Here is an 18,155-nt window from a genome sequence, read left to right on the forward strand (position 1 = left end):
CTAAAAAATATACAAATGAAAAATATAGCAATAACAAAGGATATGCAAAGTCTTATGACGCCACAAAGTGTGTTAGCAGACTTATTAGAAGGAAATAATCGTTTTGTAAACGGTACACTAGAGGGCGCAGATAATGAAGCCTTGGTTAACCAAACAACAGGTGGTCAGTATCCAAAGGCTGTTGTCTTATCGTGCATAGATTCTAGAGTACCTGTTGAAACGGTCTTAGACCAAGCCATAGGAGATATTTTTGTAGCGAGAGTAGCAGGTAATTTTGAAAATGCTGATATTTTAGGCAGTTTAGAATATTCATGCAAAGTAGCTGGGAGTAAACTAATATTAGTCTTAGGGCATGAAGCTTGTGGTGCTGTAAAAGCTGCATGCGATGGAGTAGAGTTAGGGAATATTACACATTTACTGAGTAACATTTTACCAGCAGTACATCAATCAGCACAACAAGTTGAAGGTGAAGCCAATTCGTCTAACAAAGCTTTTGTGGCAAAAACAGTTGAGAATAATGTAAAACTAACCATAGACCGTATCCGCATTAAAAGTCCTATTTTAAAGGAAATGGAAGACAATGGTGAGATTACTATAGTTGGTGGAGTCTATAATTTGCACACTGGTAAGGTAGAGATGTTATAACTAACCTTTTAAAAATTGAAAAGCCGCGTTTAGCGGCTTTTTTTTTATGACTCATTTTCAGAATTTTCTTCTTGCTCTGCCTCACTTTTTATAAGATTCGGAAACACTAAAGGCGCCAGTGATTTTACAGGTTCGTACAAAACACTCTCTTCCAAGTCTTCTTTTTCCATAAAAGGGAGTGTGTTATTCAGTTTATTAAATACAATGAGTAAAACACTAAGAATAAGTCCGATTTTAAGGGCGCCAAAAGCACCACCAGCAAGTTTATTAATTATACCAAGTGCTGCAAAATCAGCTAATTTAGTTAGTGCTTTTCCGGCCAAACTAATGGCTAAAACAATGATGACAAACGTTATGGCAAAAGCCACTATATTTATAGTTTTTTCATTCCAATCAACTCTAGATTCTAATAGCTCAGCTGCAAAATAGCTAAAGTGTATAGCTCCATAAACTCCAAGGACTAGAGCAACAAGCGACGCTATTTCTACAAAGAGGCCTTTAAAAATTCCTCTAATAAATCCAAAAAGTAACAGGGCGGCTAAAATAATATCAATAAGACTCATAGTTAGTAGCGGTTTAAGACAAAAATAACAGAATTTCTGTCATTTAGAAGTTATAACGTAAATGAAGACCGTTTAGTTTAGTAAATTTGAACGTTGAAATTCTGAAAATAAATAAATTAAATAAAATCTCTGTTGAAGTTTATCTTTAGCGGAAGTTGAAAGGTTGGTAACAAATATGGCCAGAGATGAGCAATTAAAAGAACGATGGGATGCTGTGGTGGATAAACTCTCTAACCAATTTGCTGATGGCGACACTCTAGATTTAGATTCTATTATTTATTTGATTGGAGTGCAAGAGTTAGGGCAAATTCATCGTGACTATAAAAAAGACCATAAGTTAGATTTAATGCATATAGCAATATGTAAACTTTTAGAGCCTTATGGATTTTACGAATTTGATTATGTAGATGAAGATGGTTGGCCTCATTATAAAGTTAAAGAACAATTGCCATTTTTAAAGGCAGGTGAGCAAAGTGTATTAATGAAAGAAGCTATTGTCAATTATTTTGTTGAAACTGATTATATAAAGTGAGATTGTCCCCTTGAGGGGACTTTAGGTGTGTTTTTTTATTCTTAACTTAGTCTCAGTCTTAAAAAAAATTAAATTTGCGATTTGAATAAATGATATCATGATAGATAAGCTAAAAGAACTTATAGGAGAAGCAGAAGCGTTTACAACACAATCTAAAGAAGAGGTTGAAGCATTTAGAATTAAATATTTAGGTTCTAAAGGTTTACTGAAGCAGTATTTTGCTGAATTTAAGAACGTTGCCAATGAACAAAAGAAAGAATTTGGGCAAACTATTAACCAGCTTAAAAAGACAGCAGAAGATAAGGTTAATGCTCTAAAGGAAGCCCTAGAAAGCGAAGATGAAGACAACGGAGTATTTGGAGATTTATCACGCCCTGGAGAGCCTATTGCATTAGGAGCGCGCCATCCTATTTCTATTGTAAAAAACCAGATTATAGATATCTTTTCTCGTATTGGTTTTAATGTAAGTGAAGGTCCAGAAATTGAAGATGACTGGCATAATTTTACAGCATTAAACTTACCAGAATACCATCCGGCAAGAGACATGCAGGATACGTTTTTTATACAAACCAATCCAGATATCTTATTGCGTACACATACAAGCTCTGTACAAGTAAGGTATATGGAGAATAACAAACCACCAATACGCACCATTTCACCAGGTAGGGTTTATAGAAATGAAGCCATTTCTGCGCGCTCGCACTGCTTCTTTCACCAAGTAGAAGGTTTGTATATAGATAAAGATGTAAGCTTTGCAGACTTAAAGCAGACCCTTCAGTACTTTACAACTGAAATGTTTGGTAAGTCAAAAATTAGATTACGTCCATCCTATTTTCCATTTACAGAGCCTAGTGCCGAGGTAGATGTATATTGGGGACTAGAGACCGAAACGGATTATAAAATAACAAAAGGAACAGGATGGCTAGAAATTATGGGCTGCGGAATGGTAGATCCTAACGTTCTAGAAAACTGTGGTATAGATTCTAAGGAATACTCTGGTTTTGCCTTCGGTATGGGTATTGACCGTATTGCCATGTTGCTCAACCAAATTAGTGATATTCGTTTATTAAGCGAGAATGATGTGCGATTCTTAGAGCAGTTTAAGAGTGCTTTGTAAGTAACTTTGTCATTTCGAGCTTGCCGAGAAATCTCATTTAACTTAAGCACTATATAGTATATGCCTAAAATTATTGCGGACCATAACTACTATGTCTATATAATTACTAATAAAATTAAAACAGTATTGTATATTGGAGTCACCAATAATCTTAATGAGAGATTACACTATCATAACAATCCTCAGGCCAATTCCAAGCATTTTTCACACAAATACAAGTGTAAATTTCTAGTGTACTATGAACATTTTTTAGATATAGAAGTGGCAATAAAAAGAGAAAAGCAATTAAAACACTGGAGCAGATCAAAAAAAGATGCTTTAATTAATTCCCAAAACCCTTATTGGGATTTTTTGAATAATAGAATTTGAGATTTCTCGGCAAGCTCGAAATGACATAAACATCATGAAAAAAGACATTAAAATCCCAGAGGTTAAAGATGTACACATCGCTATTGTGCAAGAAGCGCATTTAGAATATAAAACACGCGATTGGAATGCCTACATCATTAATAACAGCGATGCAGATTTAGATACCGTTCTTATTGTGTCTCAAGGTAAATCTGAAACTAAGATGACACCACCTATGCGTCATACCATTGCAAAACTACCTGCACGCAGTTATGCAAAGATTGAATATTTACAAGAAAAAGTATTAGAACTAAATAATTCCTTTAAAATTACTTTTTTTGAAGGCAATCAAATGTATGATAAAACGTATGTATTTAGAAAAAATACTATTAATGTAAAGGCTTTACAGAATTTGCCTTTGATGCAGTTAAAGGGTGTGTTGGTAAAGTAAATTGGGATGCAAGATTTAAAAAACGAACTTCAAAAATTATCTGATGACCCTAGCTTGTCCGAAGCCTATCGAAACAGAAAATTAATTCTATATTTGATAAGAACACTAATAGCTATTGTTATCATATATTTTTTATGGGATTATGAATGGATCAATTGGGTACTATACTTCTATATTCTAATTAATTTAATATCGCTTATTTCCATTTTTGGATGGAATATATTCTTGAATAAGTGTATTAAGAAAACTCAGCAAAAACTAAATGATCTTATGGCCAATTTGGATGAAGAGGAATAGTAATTAATCCAACTTGTCAGTCAATTTCTCAAAAACTTTTTTCGGATTTTTATTATCATAAAGTATGTCGTAAACCGCATTAATAATAGGTAGCTTCGTTTTTTTCAGGTTTTTTTCGTTTAGTAAATACGAACTTTTAGTGGCATAATAGCCTTCGGCAATCATGTTCATTTCTAGTTGCGCAGATTTTACGGTATAGCCTTTACCTATCATATTGCCAAACATTCTATTTCTAGAGAATACGGAATAACCTGTTACGAGTAAATCCCCTAAATAAGCCGAGTTGTTAATATTGCGTTTCATTTTGTGCATCTTTTTAATAAAACGCTTCATTTCGCGGATGGCATTACTCATTAAAACACTTTGAAAGTTATCTCCATAACCCAAGCCATGTGCTATACCTGCGGCAATGGCATAAATATTTTTTAGCATTACGGCATACTCAACACCGATAATGTCGTCACTGATTTTAGTTTTAATATAATTACTAGATAAGTTATCAGCAATGTTTTGTGCTTTTTCTTGATCTGCACAAGAAATGGTGAGGTAAGACAAACGCTCTAAAGCTACTTCCTCAGCATGGCAAGGCCCAGCGATAACCGCAATATTTTCAAAAGGAATATTATACACATCATGTAAATACTCACCAACCAACAGGCCAGATTCTGGGATAATGCCTTTTACGGCAGAAACTACCACTTTTTGACTAATGTCCACATTGAGTTTTTCTAACTCAGCATGCATAAATGCAGAAGGGATTGCAAAAATGAGCACGTCTGCCCAGTTAGCTATTTCATTTATATCATTACTTAGCTTTAATTGCTCTATGTGGAATTCAACCGAACTTAAGTAACTCGGGTTATGCTGCTCTTTTATTAGGTGTTCTTTAGTATAAACACTTCGCATATACCAACCAACTTCATCAAGATTTTCGCAAAGCATTTTTACAATGGCAGTTGCCCAACTACCTGCTCCAAATACAGCATATTTTTTAGTGTCACTCATACAATGCATTATGATTATTGTCTTTCAAAAGTAATAAATCTATATCTGAATATTAAGAGTTCTCTGTCATTTCGAGCGTAGTCGAGAAACCTTTAGGTTCAGCGTAGCTAGATTTATTATCCACACTGAAATTACATCTCGACTACTTCGTAATGTGCTTTAAATCAAAGTACACTTCGCTCTTAATTAATGCTCGATGTGACAGTTTGTTGTAATCGAAATAGAACTTTTGGCACAAGATTTGAAAACATGGTATTAGTAACCCTAAAAACGTTTGAATTATGAAGACATTGAAATTACTTTTCGGATTTGCTTTAAGTGCCACGCTTTTAACGTCGTGTTACACGGAAGAGATTAATATTAATGATAACGGTCCAGCCATTTCGCTAAATCAGTTATTACAATCCTATGATTTGTGGTATGTAGATATTAATAGTACACAAGGTTTAGGAGAAACTCCGTTTTTACAAATTGCATTTACCTTAACGTTTAATAATGGCCGCCTGTATGCTAATAACAACCTTGTAGGTTTTGGTTCTCAAGGCAATGGTTTTGGAGTACAAATAGGAACTTATAATGCTTACGATATGGTTTTAGATGTAAACCATGTTATTGATGGGTTTGATAGTTTTGATGTCTATCAAATCGATAACAATACTATAGAATTGTATAACCCATTTAATGACACCTCCTATTTCTTAGAGGGTTATCAGCAGTCAAACTTTGATTACGACTTTATATTCTATGATAATATCCATTATTTCTTACAGGAGTATGATGCTTGGGAAAAGGTATATACCAGTGAGTTTGGTGCCCTAAATGAGTTTGATAATGAAAACTATTTACAGTTTTTATCTGGAGGAAATGACTCAACATTTAGAAGTTCTCAAGATGTTAATGTTAACAATACGAATAATATATTCTGGGATTACACAGGAGTGTATGGAGTAGGAAATGTAGCCGGAAACATGTACCTCAAAACTTTAACCTTAGATTATGATTTCTTCGACAATGAATTTTTTGAATTAAGCGTTATTAATGATGGTAGGATAGAATTATTTCATACGGTGTCTGGTACAGCCTATGAATTAGTAGGACGAGGATATATTGAATACAAGAGAAATTCTGATACAAAAGGAAAAGTGAAAAACCTTGAAAATACGCCTAAAAAACGTAAGCAAAAGTCACTTAAGGTAGATAACCCAAGAGAAAATAAAAGAACAAGAAGCTAAATTTTGGTTGGTTATTTAGTTTCAAAACGCTCAGTCGATTTAATTGACTGGGCGTTTTTCTGTTTTACAAATCCTTCAAAACCACCTCTAAATCTTCATAATCATAAGGTTTTGCCATAATAATCTTAGAGCTACTCAATATAAAATACATTGGTGTAGCGGCAACTCCATAAGTTTTTACAATAGGATGTTCCCATTTGCCTAATCCAATGGTATTTATAAATTCTGGGTAGTTTTTTATTTCTTCTTCCCATTGTGCTGTATCATCTTCTAAACCAAAGGCAATAACCTTTAGGTTTGTTTTATTTGAAACGAGTTCTTTTACTTTTGGTAGTTCATTAAGGCAATGGCCACAGCCACTACTCCAAAATATAAGCAAATAGTGCTCAGATGCATCCAAATCATAAAGACTAGTTGTTTCACCAGAAGCTACAATCTCAAAATTTGGAGCTTTTGCACCAATAGAGGTGTTTTTATAAGAGGAAATTGTTTCAGCCAATGCTTTGTTACCACTTTTAGTCGCTAAATCGTAAAGCTCGCTATCGGTAATATAATTAGCAACATCATGGTTTTTTAGAGCTACAAACCGTTGCCATAAGACTTCTAAGAGACTAGTTTTAATTCTTAAATTATCATCGCTTATGGCATTAGCAACATCATCTATTAGGCTCTTATAAGCATTATCATCTGTGTTTTCTGCCATATTAAACACGTAATCTGTAATTCGGTCTACCAAAAACGAAGAGCATTGTAATAAGTAATTGCTAAAGTCTATTTGTTTTAAATAGTTTGTTTTTAGGTTGTTAGAGTAGGTGCTTAGGTCTTCGTAATTTTCTGGTAAGTAGGGTCTGTTTGCCGATATAAAGCTAGAAACAAATTTACCATTAGCAGACTCTTCATAAGCTAATTGCGTGTCTTTTGCAACCTTAAAAATTGAGTTAAACCCATCCTTATCATCCTTATCTTTTGTGTAAAAGTTGCTAATAGTTTGGTTAACCATGTCCATGCTTTTTAAATAAGAGGACCAAAGTTTATTTTCTTCAGACTCGGTAAATTCTACCCCTTTATCATAACTAAAGTTAAACGCTATAGACTCTTTACCATCATAGATAAAATCAAAGTTATTTTCTTCTGGTGGTACAGCATAAACTATTTTATAGATACCAGGAGTAATTGTAGAATCTAAAGAAATCTCAAAATGGCCTTCACTATTTAACTGCCCTCTGTTTACATATTTAGCACCTTCTGGTGTGGCTTGGTATAAAAAAGCATAAGAAAAGTCTTCCGCTGGTGAAAAAGTCCCTTTTACACTTTGAGAAATACAAAGTAAAGGTAAGAGTAAGAGAAGTGAAAATACATGTTTCATAGTTTTATATAATATTTATTTTACACACACCTTTAAGTGTTCTGAAGGTTGTTTTTTAATATAGTTTTAGCGCTTTTAAAGGCTAAATGCAAGCAATAACCGAGCCATTATTTGTTTTTAGATCTAATACTTTCTATGACAACAGTAGCCAAAATTAAAATACCTCCAACAAATGTATGTATTGTTGGTATTTCATTCAAGAAAAAATAGGCAATAATAATTCCAAAAACAGGTTGTGTACTTCCAATAATACTAGCGGTACTAGCTTTAAAATATTTAAGGCTATTAATAAATAAGGTGTGTCCAATAGCTGTAGTTAATAATGCCAATAACAATAAGTAAGGGTATTGTGTTACAATGTTAGAAATATCCATAAAAAACAGAACAGGCACTAAAAGTATACTAACTATAGCAACTTGGTAAAACATAAGCATGGTACCATTATACTTGGTAACTTCTTGTTTTAAAATTAAAATTCTAAGCGCATAACATAGGGCAGAAAATAGCCCAAATAAAACGCCATGTAATTGGCTACTTTGTAAATCGAACTCTGGCGCTAAAATATAAATACCAATAAGTACTATTACACCCAATACAATATGCACTGGGTCTAATTTGCTTTTTGAGAATAAAGGCTCTAAAAGGGCAATCATTATCGGAAATGTAAATATGGATAGCATGCCAATTGCAACACTCGAAAATTTTAAAGCATAGAAATACGTTACCCAATGGGCTCCCATTAAAACCGCTCCTATAAAAAAGGTCTTTCGGTCTTTTTTATTCTGTATTTTAAGACTGATGTTTTTATACCTACAAAAGAGAAATAAAAACACAGCAGCTAATGCAGAACGAAACCAAATAATAGCCGGTGTAGGCATGTCTATAAATTTGCCTAAAGTACCAGAGGTACTAATAAATATGGTGGCAATGGTTAACCACAATAAATGGCTTAAATGATTATTATTCTTCATTTAATTGAGAAAGTGCGGCAAGGGCTTGTTTAGTAGATTTAATAGTTTGGAAGGTAATTAAAAGCCGCAAACCGTTACGGGTTTGTTTTTCTTTCATTTTACATTTACCAGCATTGCGTTGTACAAATTGTAATACTTTAGAAAAGGCATTGCTTTGGTAAAACTTACTTTGTTGGTCTTGAATAAAATACCCAATAAGCTTACCTTGTTTCATAATTACTTTTTCAATGCCCATTTTAGTCGCAATCCATTTTAAACGCACGCTATCTAATAAATCAGATACTTGGATAGGTAGCTCTCCAAAACGATCAATAATTTCAGATTCAAATTTTTGTAGTTCTTCTTCTGTTTTAATGGCGTTTAATTTAGTGTAAAGGTTGAGACGTTCAGTAATATTATTTACGTAATCATCTGGAAACAAGAGTTCAAAATCTGTGTCTATGGTTATATCTTTAACATATTGTTTTGGTTTACCGTCGTCTTCATATAGATCAGAAAATTCTGATTCTTTTAATTCATCAATGGCTTCATTTAATATTTTTTGGTAGGTGTCAAAACCAATATCACTTATAAAGCCACTTTGCTCGCCACCGAGTAAATCTCCAGCGCCACGGATTTCGAGATCCTTCATGGCAATGTTAAATCCACTACCTAATTCTGTGAACTGTTCTAGGGCTTGTATTCGCTTTCTGGCATCTGTAGTCATAGCAGAATACTCTGGTGTTATAAAATAACAGAAGGCTTTTTTGTTACTACGACCCACACGTCCGCGCATTTGGTGTAAGTCACTTAGTCCAAAATTATTGGCATTATTTATAAAAATGGTATTGGCATTTGGTACGTCTAAACCACTTTCAACAATAGTTGTGCTTACTAAAACATCAAATTCACCATTCATAAAGGCTAGCATAAGTTGTTCTAGCTTTTTACCATCGAGTTGGCCGTGGCCAATGGCAATTTTAGCGTCTGGTACCAAGCGCTGAATCATCCCTGCCACTTCTTTAATATTTTCTATACGGTTATGAATAAAAAACACTTGGCCACCACGCTGTATTTCGTAACTCACAGCATCGCGTATGGTTTCTTCATTAAAACGAATGACATGGCTCTCTATGGGATAGCGATTAGGTGGTGCAGTTGTAATTACGGACAAATCCCTTGCAGCCATTAAGCTAAATTGAAGCGTTCTAGGAATTGGAGTTGCCGTTAATGTTAAAACATCGACATTTTCCTTTATCGTTTTTAGTTTTTCTTTTACTGCAACGCCAAATTTTTGTTCTTCATCTACAATGAGTAATCCTAAGTCTTTAAACTTAACATTTTTACTGGCCAACTGATGTGTGCCAATAATAATATCTACGCGTCCATTTTCGAGATGCTCTAGTGTTAATCGCTTTTCTTTGGCGGTCCTAAAACGATTGAGATAATCTATGGTAACGGGGAAATCTTTTAATCGCTTGGTAAACGTACGGTAATGTTGGTAAGCTAATATTGTGGTTGGTACTAAAATGGCAACTTGTTTACCATTATCTACGGCCTTAAATGCGGCTCTAATAGCAACTTCAGTTTTACCAAAACCTACGTCGCCACAGATTAAACGATCCATTGGTCGTTCACTTTCCATATCTGCCTTTATATCAGCTGTAGAAGAGATTTGGTCTGGTGTGTCTTCGTAAATAAATGAAGCTTCAAGCTCGTGCTGCATGTGACTATCTGGGGCATACTGAAATCCTTTTTTTAGTTTTCGCTTTGCATAGAGTTTTATGAGGTTAAATGCTATTTCTTTAACACGAGATTTGGTTTTTTGCTTAAGATTTTTCCAAGCCTTACTACCTAGTTTATAGACTTTTGGTGGCTTACCATCTTTACCATTAAATTTTGTAATTTTATGTAGTGAGTGAATGCTTAAGTATAATACATCGCGTTCACCATATACCAATTTTATAGCTTCTTGTTTTTTGCCTTCTACATCTATTTTTTGAAGTCCGCCAAACTTACCAACACCATGGTCTATATGGGTTACATAATCTCCAATTTCTAAATTAGTAAGTTCCTTTAGTGTAATGGCTTGCTTTTTGGCATAGCCATTTTTTAAATGGAATTTATGATAGCGATCAAAAATTTGATGGTCGGTATAAACCGCTATTTTGTGTTCAGAATCTATAAAGCCTTGATATAGCGAAAGTACAATAGTTTTATAATGAACTTGGGTGTCAACATCTTCAAAAATATCATGAAAACGTTTTGCCTGTTGCTCGCTTACACAGGCAATGTAGTTGGCTATGCCATTGGCATGGTTTTCATTTAAATCCTCAATCAACAAATTGAATTGTTTGTTGAATGCTGGCTGAGGTTTTGTATTGAACTTAATAGTACTACTGTCATCCCGAGCGCAGTCGAGGGCAATTTTATCTTTGTCGACCTTTTGCATCTCGACTGCGCTCGATGTGACAGAGAAATACGAAGATGTCCCAAATTCAACCAAATTATACTCTAAAAACTGACGTTTTAATACATTAGAATTGCAAAATAAATCTTGTGGTGTATCATGTTTTAATTCCGTTGATAAATTTTCAAATGCCTCTTCTGCTTTACTATAAAAGTCATCTATTTTAGAAAATATGAGCGATGCGTTTTTAGAAAAAATAACGGTTTTATTAGAGATGTATTTAAGGAAACTTTCTCGTTTTTCTGCAATGGTTTTATTAGCAATATTTGGTGTAATACTTACCTTTTTAATACGTTCTGTCGATAGTTGTGTTTCTACATCAAAGGTTCTTATACTATCGACCTCGTCACCAAAAAACTCTATGCGATACGGCTGGTCATGCGAAAAGGAAAATACGTCAATAATACCACCTCGCACTGAGAACTCACCTGGCTCTGTAACAAAATCGACACGTTTAAATTTATATTCAAACAAAACTTCATTTACAAAATCTATACTTAGTTCGTTTCCAACGGAAATCTTCAACGTATTTTTTTCGAGTTCTCGTTTTGTTACTACTTTTTCAAAAAGAGCATCAGGATAGGTAACAACAATAGACGGTTTTTTTTGCGAATTAATGCGGTTTAGTACCTCTGCTCTTAGTAAAACATTAGCGTTATTTGTTTGTTCAATTTGGTAAGGTCTTCTATAACTTCCTGGGTAAAACAGTACGTCTTTACTATCTAAAAGTTGCTCTAAATCATTGAGGTAATACGCAGCCTCTTCTTTATCCTCAAAAATGAGTAAAAACGGTTTTTCTGCGGATTTAAATACTTCTGAAATAATAATGGACAAGGAAGACCCTATAAGACCCTTAAGATGCGTGTTATTGAGACCTTTATCAGATCTAGAGGTTTGGTTTTGGCCTATAACTTCCCTCAGGTTTTGCAGTTGCAAAGTCTGTGCATAGGTTTGGGTAATTTGTGATTTACTCAAGTTCCTTTTAATTGAGGTGCAAATATAAAATATTTGGAGCGTTCAGTAACGATTAATTCTTTGAATAGAATTATATTTGTCGCCTTAGTAATTAATAAAGAAATTAAAACTAATAATCATGTCAATTTCAGATTTATTCGAAAGTGGATTTAAAAAGCGTAATCAAGATCATTTTGCTGCCATCGTAAGAGTTGCAATGAGTGATTGTGTTATTAATGAAGACGAAAAAGCTTTTTTAGACCGTTTAGCAACAAGATTAGATATTACAGAGCTAGAGTACAAACAAATATTAAAAGATTATAAATCGCACCCAATTAACCCTCCAATGTCCTACGATAGACGTTTAGAGCGTTTATACGATTTGGCACGTATGGTTTGGGCAGATCATATAGAGGGACCTAATCAGCATGTGCTGTTAGAACGACTTTGTGTTGGTTTAGGATTTAATGCTAAAAATGTAAAATACATTGCAGACAAAGCATTGGCTTTAGCACATGATAATTTAGATGTAGAGGAGTTTATAGAAGAAATGAAAAACATGAATCAGTAAGCGCACAGTTACTAATAGTAAAAGAGAGTCCAACAGAAATGTTGGACTTTTTTTATTCCGATATATGTTATGAATATTGAAATTATCTATATGTTAAAATTAAAATATAGATTTTAACTATGTATATATTGATTTAAATCATTTAAGTAGCTGTTATGTTTAAGATTTGTGTACGTCCAAAAAGTCATCATTAACAAAAAAATATAAAAAAATGAAAATTAATTTTTTATCAATTACGTTATTAGCAATTCTAATGTTTACTTCTTGTAGTGATCGTGATGACGGTGTGGTTGTTTTACCAGAAGAAGAAATGGAAACATATACATTTAGAGTTACATTAAAAAATACAATGAACTTTTGGAGTATTCAATAGATAGGAACTGCTCCTTTAACCACTACAGCTCAGAGTTATAATCTCTAACTTTAAAGCGACAAAAGATAACTATTTAAGTTTTGTAAATATGTTTGCACAAAGTATTGATTGGTTTTTGCAATAGAAGACAAAGGTATTAAGTTATGAGATGTTGATACACCAAGAACAGGTGATATTTCAAGTCTAGTAAGAGTGTTTGATGCTCGTTTTGAGGATGCGGAAGATTTTTTGAACGGATTTTCTAAACACAATTTTTACAGCGCCTAATCAAGCTGCTCCTTACTCTGGGCTAGCAGATGATAATTTAAATGTTAGAGATACCGAAAGATTTATTTTTAAATTAAGTCAAAAGAGGTGGTATATATAAATAACTTCCTTTTATTTATAAATATTTATAATAAAAGTCTTTAAAGGATAAAGGCAGCTAGGCATTTCTAATAAAATCCTCAGCCTTTTCTACCATATTTTTACTGCCACAAATAAAAGGTACACGTTCATGCAGTTCTGTTGGTTCAATATCCATAATACGTGTAATACCATCACTGGCTTTACCATTAGCTTGCTCAGCTAAAAAAGCCATAGGATTACACTCATATAACAATCGTAATTTACCTTTGGCGTTTTTAGAACTTTTGGGATACATGTAAATACCACCTTTTATCATATTTCTATGAAAATCAGACACTAAGGATCCAATATATCTTGAGGTATATGGTCTATTACCCTCTTCCATTTGGCAATACTTAATATAGTTTTTTATGCCCTTTGGAAAATGAATATAGTTACCTTCGTTTACAGAGTAAATGTTACCATTCTCAGGGAATTGCATATTAGGATGCGATAAATAAAAGGTCCCAATGGCTGGGTTGAGCGTAAACCCATTAACTCCATCACCAGTAGTGTACACTAACATTGTAGAAGTTCCATATACCACATAACCTGCAGCTACTTGTTCACTACCCTTTTGTAAAAAATCTTTTATGGTAACAGGTGTACCAACGGGAGTTACGCGCCTAAATACCGAAAATATAGTACCAACAGAGACATTTACGTCAATGTTAGAAGAACCATCTAGCGGATCAATTAAAACAACATATTTATTTTGATTATTCTCATCTTGGCTATTTATAGCAATAAAATCGTCTTCTTCCTCACTAGCAATACCACAAACAATGTTACGTTTAGTCATAGTTTGTATAAACTTATCATTGGCATAGACATCTAATTTTTGTTGATCTTCCCCTTGGATATTGGTATCACCAGCCGCACCAATAATATCTACTAAACCAGCTTTGTTAACCTCATGATTAACAACTTTAGCAGCCAAACGAATAGAGTTTATTAACCTCGAAAGTTCACCAGAAGTATATTTAAAAGATGCTTGGTTTTCAATAATAAATTCACCTAAAGTTTGATTAAGTTTGGAGTTAGCCATGAAGTACGAAAATTGATTAATAGACTACAAATATCATCATTTTTAGAAAACTATAACGTTTTCGTAGGTTAAAATGTAATACACTTAGTTAAGTTGTGATTTTAGACAGTTAAAAGCAATAATTATATATAAAAAGAATGTATTTTTGCCTCTATTTAAAATACTAATGAAAGCACCCAGACTTGCTGCTATAGAAGACATGCCACGAGTTTTAGAACTAATAAATGAACTGGCAATTTACGAGAAAGAACCAGATGCCGTAGAAGTAACTTTAGAGCTTTTAGAATCTGATGGTTTTGGAAAACAACCTAAATTTACCTGTTTTGTTGCTGAAGTTAAAAATAAAGTAGAAGGTATTGCTTTAGTTTATCCAAGATATTCAACATGGAAGGGAACCGTACTTCATTTAGAAGATCTTATTGTTAGTGAAGCATGCAGAGGTTTAGGACTAGGAACAAAACTATTAGACAAAGTAGTTTGCTATGGTAAAAACCTTGGCGTTAAACGCATAAGTTGGGAGGTTTTGGATTGGAACGAGCCAGCTATAAAATTCTATGAAAGTAAAGGTGCTAATGTAATGCGAGATTGGGACGTTGTTCAATTAAATGAAAAGGGAATAGAAAATTATATAAATAAATTATAATGCGTGTTTTTAAATTTGGTGGAGCCTCTGTAAAAGATGCCAAAGGAGTAATAAATTTAGCTAGTGTCTTAAAAACAACAGGCTATAATAATACATTAGTAGTTGTTTCTGCAATGGGCAAAACTACTAACGCTATGGAACTAGTAATTAAAAATTATTTTGAAAATAAAGATGAACTACAAAATTCTATACACCAAGTCATTGACTATCATAACCAAATCCTTTTAGATTTATTTGATAATGAAAGACATGAGGTCTTTAATGCAGTAAAGGGTTTATTTGATGAAATGTCCTTGTTTTTTAAAAGTAACAAATCACCAGATTACAATTTTGTATATGACCAAATAATAGGATTTGGAGAATTAATATCTACAACAATAATTAGCCATTATCTTAATAAGATAGAATTAACCAATAATTGGCTAGATGTAAGAGAATATGTAAAAACAGATAATTATTACAGACGTGCAAATATCAATTGGGAACAAACTCAACAACGGATAGCGTCAAACTTTGATATTTCAAAACTAAATATTACCCAAGGATTTTTGGGTAGTGATGCTAATAATTTTACGACTACTTTAGGTAGAGAGGGAAGTGACTACACAGCAGCAATCTTTGCGTATTGTTTAAATGCGAATAGTGTTACTATTTGGAAAGATGTACCAGGAGTACTAAATGCAGATCCTCGTTATTTTGAAAACACCCAACTATTACATCAAATATCGTATAGAGAAGCTATAGAGTTAGCGTTTTATGGTGCCTCTGTAATACACCCTAAAACACTTCAGCCATTACAGCGTAAAGAAATTCCACTTTTTGTAAAATCGTTTTTAAAACCTGAAGGTGATGGAACCCGTGTAAGTAAGGGCAAGGCTTTAGAGCCAGAGGCCCCATGTTTTATTGTGAAGAAAAATCAGGTATTGATTTCGTTGTCCTCACTCGATTTTTCATACATAGTTGAAGAAAATATTAGTGAAATATTTAGTCTTTTACATTTATATAAAATGAAGGTAGATGTTATTCAGAATTCGGCTATTAGCTTTTCGGTGTGTGTAGATAATATTTATAATAATCTCGAAAAATTACTGCAACATTTAAAAGCAAAATTTAAGGTAACATCACACCAAGGTGTGAGTCTGTATACGATTAGACATTATAATGATAAGGCGATAAAAGAACTTGAAAAAGATAAAACAGTACTACTAAAACAATTAACACAAGAAACAACGCAGATCGTAACAAAATAGGAATTACTACGTATATTTACTCTAGTAACCACTGCGTTTATACATAAATTTTTTCCGCTTGGTTTTTAAAAAATTCGCTAACTAAAAATTTCATGTATTTTTGTTTTATGGGGAAATCATCTAATACTGGCTTAGTCACAGCAAAAGAAGTTGCTAAAGCTATAAATGCTGATAAGTATGGTTTCTTGGGAACTTTCTTTGGGTGGATGCTAATGAAAGTTCTAAAAATTTCTACAATTAACAAGATTTACAAACGTAATAAACACTTATCTGATTTAGACTTTTTAAATGCCTTACTTAATGATTTTCAGATTAAATTCGAAATTCCTGAAGCCGATTTAAAGCGTCTCCCTAAAGAAGGGCCTTACATAACTATATCTAATCATCCTCTTGGTGGCATTGATGGTATTTTACTTTTAAAGTTAATGATAGAGCAAAGAAGCGACTTTAAGATTATTGCTAATTTTCTACTACATCGTATTGAGCCACTAAAGCCTTACATAATGCCTGTTAATCCTTTTGAGGATAGAAAGGATGCCAAAAGTAGCATTGTTGGTTTTAAAAATGCCATTATGCATTTACGAGATGGTCATCCTCTTGGTGTATTTCCTGCAGGAGAGGTATCTACCTACAAAGATGGTAAACTGGTGGTTGATAAACCTTGGGAAGAGGCTGCGATGAAGCTTATACAAAAAGCAGAAGTATCTGTAGTGCCAATTTATTTTCATGCTAAAAATAGTAGACTATTTTACAGATTATCTAAGATAAGTGATACCTTAAGGACGGCCAAATTACCTTCAGAATTGTTAACCCAAAAACGAAGAACAATTAAGGTTAGAATAGGTCGCCCAATCTCGGTTAAAGATCAAAAAGAGCATAGTACACTTGCAGATTTTTCAGAATTCTTAAGACGTAAAACTTATATGTTATCAAAATCTTTTGAAGACAAACCAAAGATTTTAGATAATATACAATCCCAATTAAAAGTTCCCAAACCACCAAAGCGTATAGTTACGCCAATAGATACTAAGGTTATGATGGCTGAGGTAGAAGCGCTTAGAGAAAATGACTGTAGACTTTTAACGAGTAAAAACTATGAAGTTTATTTGGCATCGGCTAAAGACATGCCAAATATTTTAAGAGAGTTAGGAAGGTTAAGAGAAATTACCTTTAGAGAAGTAGGTGAAGGTACTAATGAGGCTATAGACTTAGATACTTTTGATACGTATTACCACCATATGTTTTTATGGGATAGCGAAAAGAATTTAATTGCAGGCGCTTACCGTATGGGTTTAGGCTCTCAAATATTTGAACGTTTTGGTATCGATGGATTTTATCTGCAAGATTTATTTCGTTTTGAGCCAGAGCTTTATAAAATGATGAGTCAGTCTATAGAAATGGGACGTGCATTTATTATTAAAGAGTATCAGCAAAAACCAATGCCGTTATTTTTGCTTTGGAAAGGCATTGTGCACACCACATTACGTTACCCAGAGCATAAATATTTAATAGGTGGTGTAAGTATTAGTAATCAGTTTTCAAACTTTTCTAAAAGTTTGATGATTGAGTTTATGAAATCGCATTACTATGATCCTTACGTAGCTCAGTACGTGCACCCTAAGAAGGAATTTAAGGTAAAGTTAAAGGATGCTGACAAAGATTTTGTTTTTGACGAAACTGAAGCAGATCTAAATAAATTCGATAAAATTATTGACGAAGTAGAACCAGGTGCATTGAGATTACCTGTATTACTTAAAAAGTACATTAAACAAAATGCTAAGCTTGTAGCATTTAATGTAGATCCCTTATTCAATAATGCTGTTGATGGTTTAATGTACATAAAAATTGCAGATTTACCAGAAAGTACGGTTAGACCAGTTATGGAGGAATTCCAAGCTGAATTAGAACGTAAATTTATGGATAACCATGATAAGTAGGTTTATAGTTTTTTAG

At 33.3% G+C, this 18,155-nt stretch carries 16 protein-coding genes; 10 read left to right on the plus strand and 6 right to left on the minus strand.

The window, feature by feature from the left end; genetic code table 11:
- Positions 1-15 precede the first annotated feature (15 nt).
- The gene (locus Q0800_RS00545; protein ID WP_299126706.1) at positions 16-645 is read left to right on the plus strand and encodes a carbonic anhydrase family protein; all 630 of its coding nucleotides are present in this window, start codon (positions 16-18) and stop codon (positions 643-645) included.
- A gap of 44 nt (positions 646-689) precedes the next feature.
- Here the strand turns inward: Q0800_RS00545 and Q0800_RS00550 are convergent, their stop codons facing one another.
- Positions 690-1,208: a CvpA family protein gene (locus tag Q0800_RS00550; protein WP_299126708.1), complete on the minus strand. Its 519-nt coding sequence runs from the start codon at positions 1,206-1,208 to the stop codon at positions 690-692.
- Positions 1,209-1,383: 175 nt separating this feature from the next.
- On the opposite strand from Q0800_RS00550, the gene Q0800_RS00555 reads away from it, so the two are divergent.
- From Q0800_RS00555 to Q0800_RS00570, 4 genes are all read left to right on the plus strand, one after another.
- Positions 1,384-1,740, plus strand: a complete 357-nt coding sequence (locus Q0800_RS00555; RefSeq protein WP_299126710.1) for a hypothetical protein — start codon at positions 1,384-1,386, stop codon at positions 1,738-1,740.
- 97 nt (positions 1,741-1,837) lie between these two features.
- Positions 1,838-2,857 (plus strand): phenylalanine--tRNA ligase subunit alpha, encoded by a 1,020-nt coding sequence (gene pheS, locus Q0800_RS00560; protein WP_299126712.1) that lies wholly within the window; start codon positions 1,838-1,840, stop codon positions 2,855-2,857.
- A 60-nt stretch (positions 2,858-2,917) separates the two neighbouring features.
- Positions 2,918-3,226 carry a GIY-YIG nuclease family protein gene (locus Q0800_RS00565; RefSeq protein ID WP_299126713.1) on the plus strand — a complete coding sequence of 103 codons (309 nt, stop codon included), beginning with the start codon at positions 2,918-2,920 and terminating at the stop codon, positions 3,224-3,226.
- Between the two features lie 34 nt (positions 3,227-3,260).
- A complete protein-coding gene (locus Q0800_RS00570; protein WP_299126714.1) occupies positions 3,261-3,656 on the plus strand; it encodes a hypothetical protein in 396 nt (131 codons plus the stop codon).
- 300 nt (positions 3,657-3,956) lie between these two features.
- On the opposite strand, the gene Q0800_RS00575 is transcribed toward Q0800_RS00570, so the two are convergent.
- Positions 3,957-4,958, minus strand: a complete 1,002-nt coding sequence (locus Q0800_RS00575) for an NAD(P)H-dependent glycerol-3-phosphate dehydrogenase (protein ID WP_299126715.1) — start codon at positions 4,956-4,958, stop codon at positions 3,957-3,959.
- 281 nt (positions 4,959-5,239) lie between these two features.
- Between Q0800_RS00575 and Q0800_RS00580 the strand changes: the two genes are divergently transcribed.
- Positions 5,240-6,190: a nicotinic acid mononucleotide adenyltransferase gene (locus Q0800_RS00580; protein ID WP_299126717.1), complete on the plus strand. Its 951-nt coding sequence runs from the start codon at positions 5,240-5,242 to the stop codon at positions 6,188-6,190.
- A gap of 64 nt (positions 6,191-6,254) precedes the next feature.
- On the opposite strand, the gene Q0800_RS00585 is transcribed toward Q0800_RS00580, so the two are convergent.
- The 3 genes from Q0800_RS00585 to mfd form a co-directional block, all read right to left on the minus strand.
- Positions 6,255-7,556 (minus strand): thioredoxin-like domain-containing protein, encoded by a 1,302-nt coding sequence (locus Q0800_RS00585; RefSeq protein ID WP_299126719.1) that lies wholly within the window; start codon positions 7,554-7,556, stop codon positions 6,255-6,257.
- Between the two features lie 107 nt (positions 7,557-7,663).
- Positions 7,664-8,527 carry a DMT family transporter gene (locus Q0800_RS00590; protein ID WP_299126721.1) on the minus strand — a complete coding sequence of 288 codons (864 nt, stop codon included), beginning with the start codon at positions 8,525-8,527 and terminating at the stop codon, positions 7,664-7,666.
- Complete coding sequence (gene mfd, locus Q0800_RS00595; protein ID WP_299126723.1) at positions 8,517-11,951, minus strand: transcription-repair coupling factor; 3,435 nt, start codon at positions 11,949-11,951, stop codon at positions 8,517-8,519. Before mfd ends, Q0800_RS00590 begins: the two co-directional genes overlap by 11 nt.
- 118 nt (positions 11,952-12,069) lie before the next feature.
- Here mfd and Q0800_RS00600 point away from each other — a divergent pair, with 118 nt between their 5' ends.
- On the plus strand, positions 12,070-12,501 hold the full coding sequence (locus tag Q0800_RS00600) for a TerB family tellurite resistance protein (protein WP_299126724.1): 432 nt from the start codon (positions 12,070-12,072) through the stop codon (positions 12,499-12,501).
- A 797-nt stretch (positions 12,502-13,298) separates the two neighbouring features.
- Here the strand turns inward: Q0800_RS00600 and fbp are convergent.
- The gene (gene fbp, locus Q0800_RS00605) at positions 13,299-14,309 is read right to left on the minus strand and encodes a class 1 fructose-bisphosphatase (protein ID WP_299126726.1); all 1,011 of its coding nucleotides are present in this window, start codon (positions 14,307-14,309) and stop codon (positions 13,299-13,301) included.
- Between the two features lie 166 nt (positions 14,310-14,475).
- On the opposite strand from fbp, the gene Q0800_RS00610 reads away from it, so the two are divergent.
- The 3 genes from Q0800_RS00610 to Q0800_RS00620 all read left to right on the plus strand — a co-directional run bounded on the left by Q0800_RS00610 (position 14,476) and on the right by Q0800_RS00620 (position 18,139).
- Positions 14,476-14,952 (plus strand): GNAT family N-acetyltransferase, encoded by a 477-nt coding sequence (locus Q0800_RS00610; protein ID WP_299126728.1) that lies wholly within the window; start codon positions 14,476-14,478, stop codon positions 14,950-14,952.
- Positions 14,952-16,202, plus strand: a complete 1,251-nt coding sequence (locus Q0800_RS00615; protein ID WP_299126730.1) for an aspartate kinase — start codon at positions 14,952-14,954, stop codon at positions 16,200-16,202. Before Q0800_RS00610 ends, Q0800_RS00615 begins: the two co-directional genes overlap by 1 nt.
- A gap of 107 nt (positions 16,203-16,309) precedes the next feature.
- Positions 16,310-18,139 (plus strand): lysophospholipid acyltransferase family protein, encoded by a 1,830-nt coding sequence (locus tag Q0800_RS00620; protein ID WP_299126753.1) that lies wholly within the window; start codon positions 16,310-16,312, stop codon positions 18,137-18,139.
- The last annotated feature ends 16 nt before the right edge of the window (positions 18,140-18,155 follow it).

This window comes from uncultured Winogradskyella sp. (genome assembly GCF_937958655.1).
Classification (GTDB): domain Bacteria; phylum Bacteroidota; class Bacteroidia; order Flavobacteriales; family Flavobacteriaceae; genus Winogradskyella.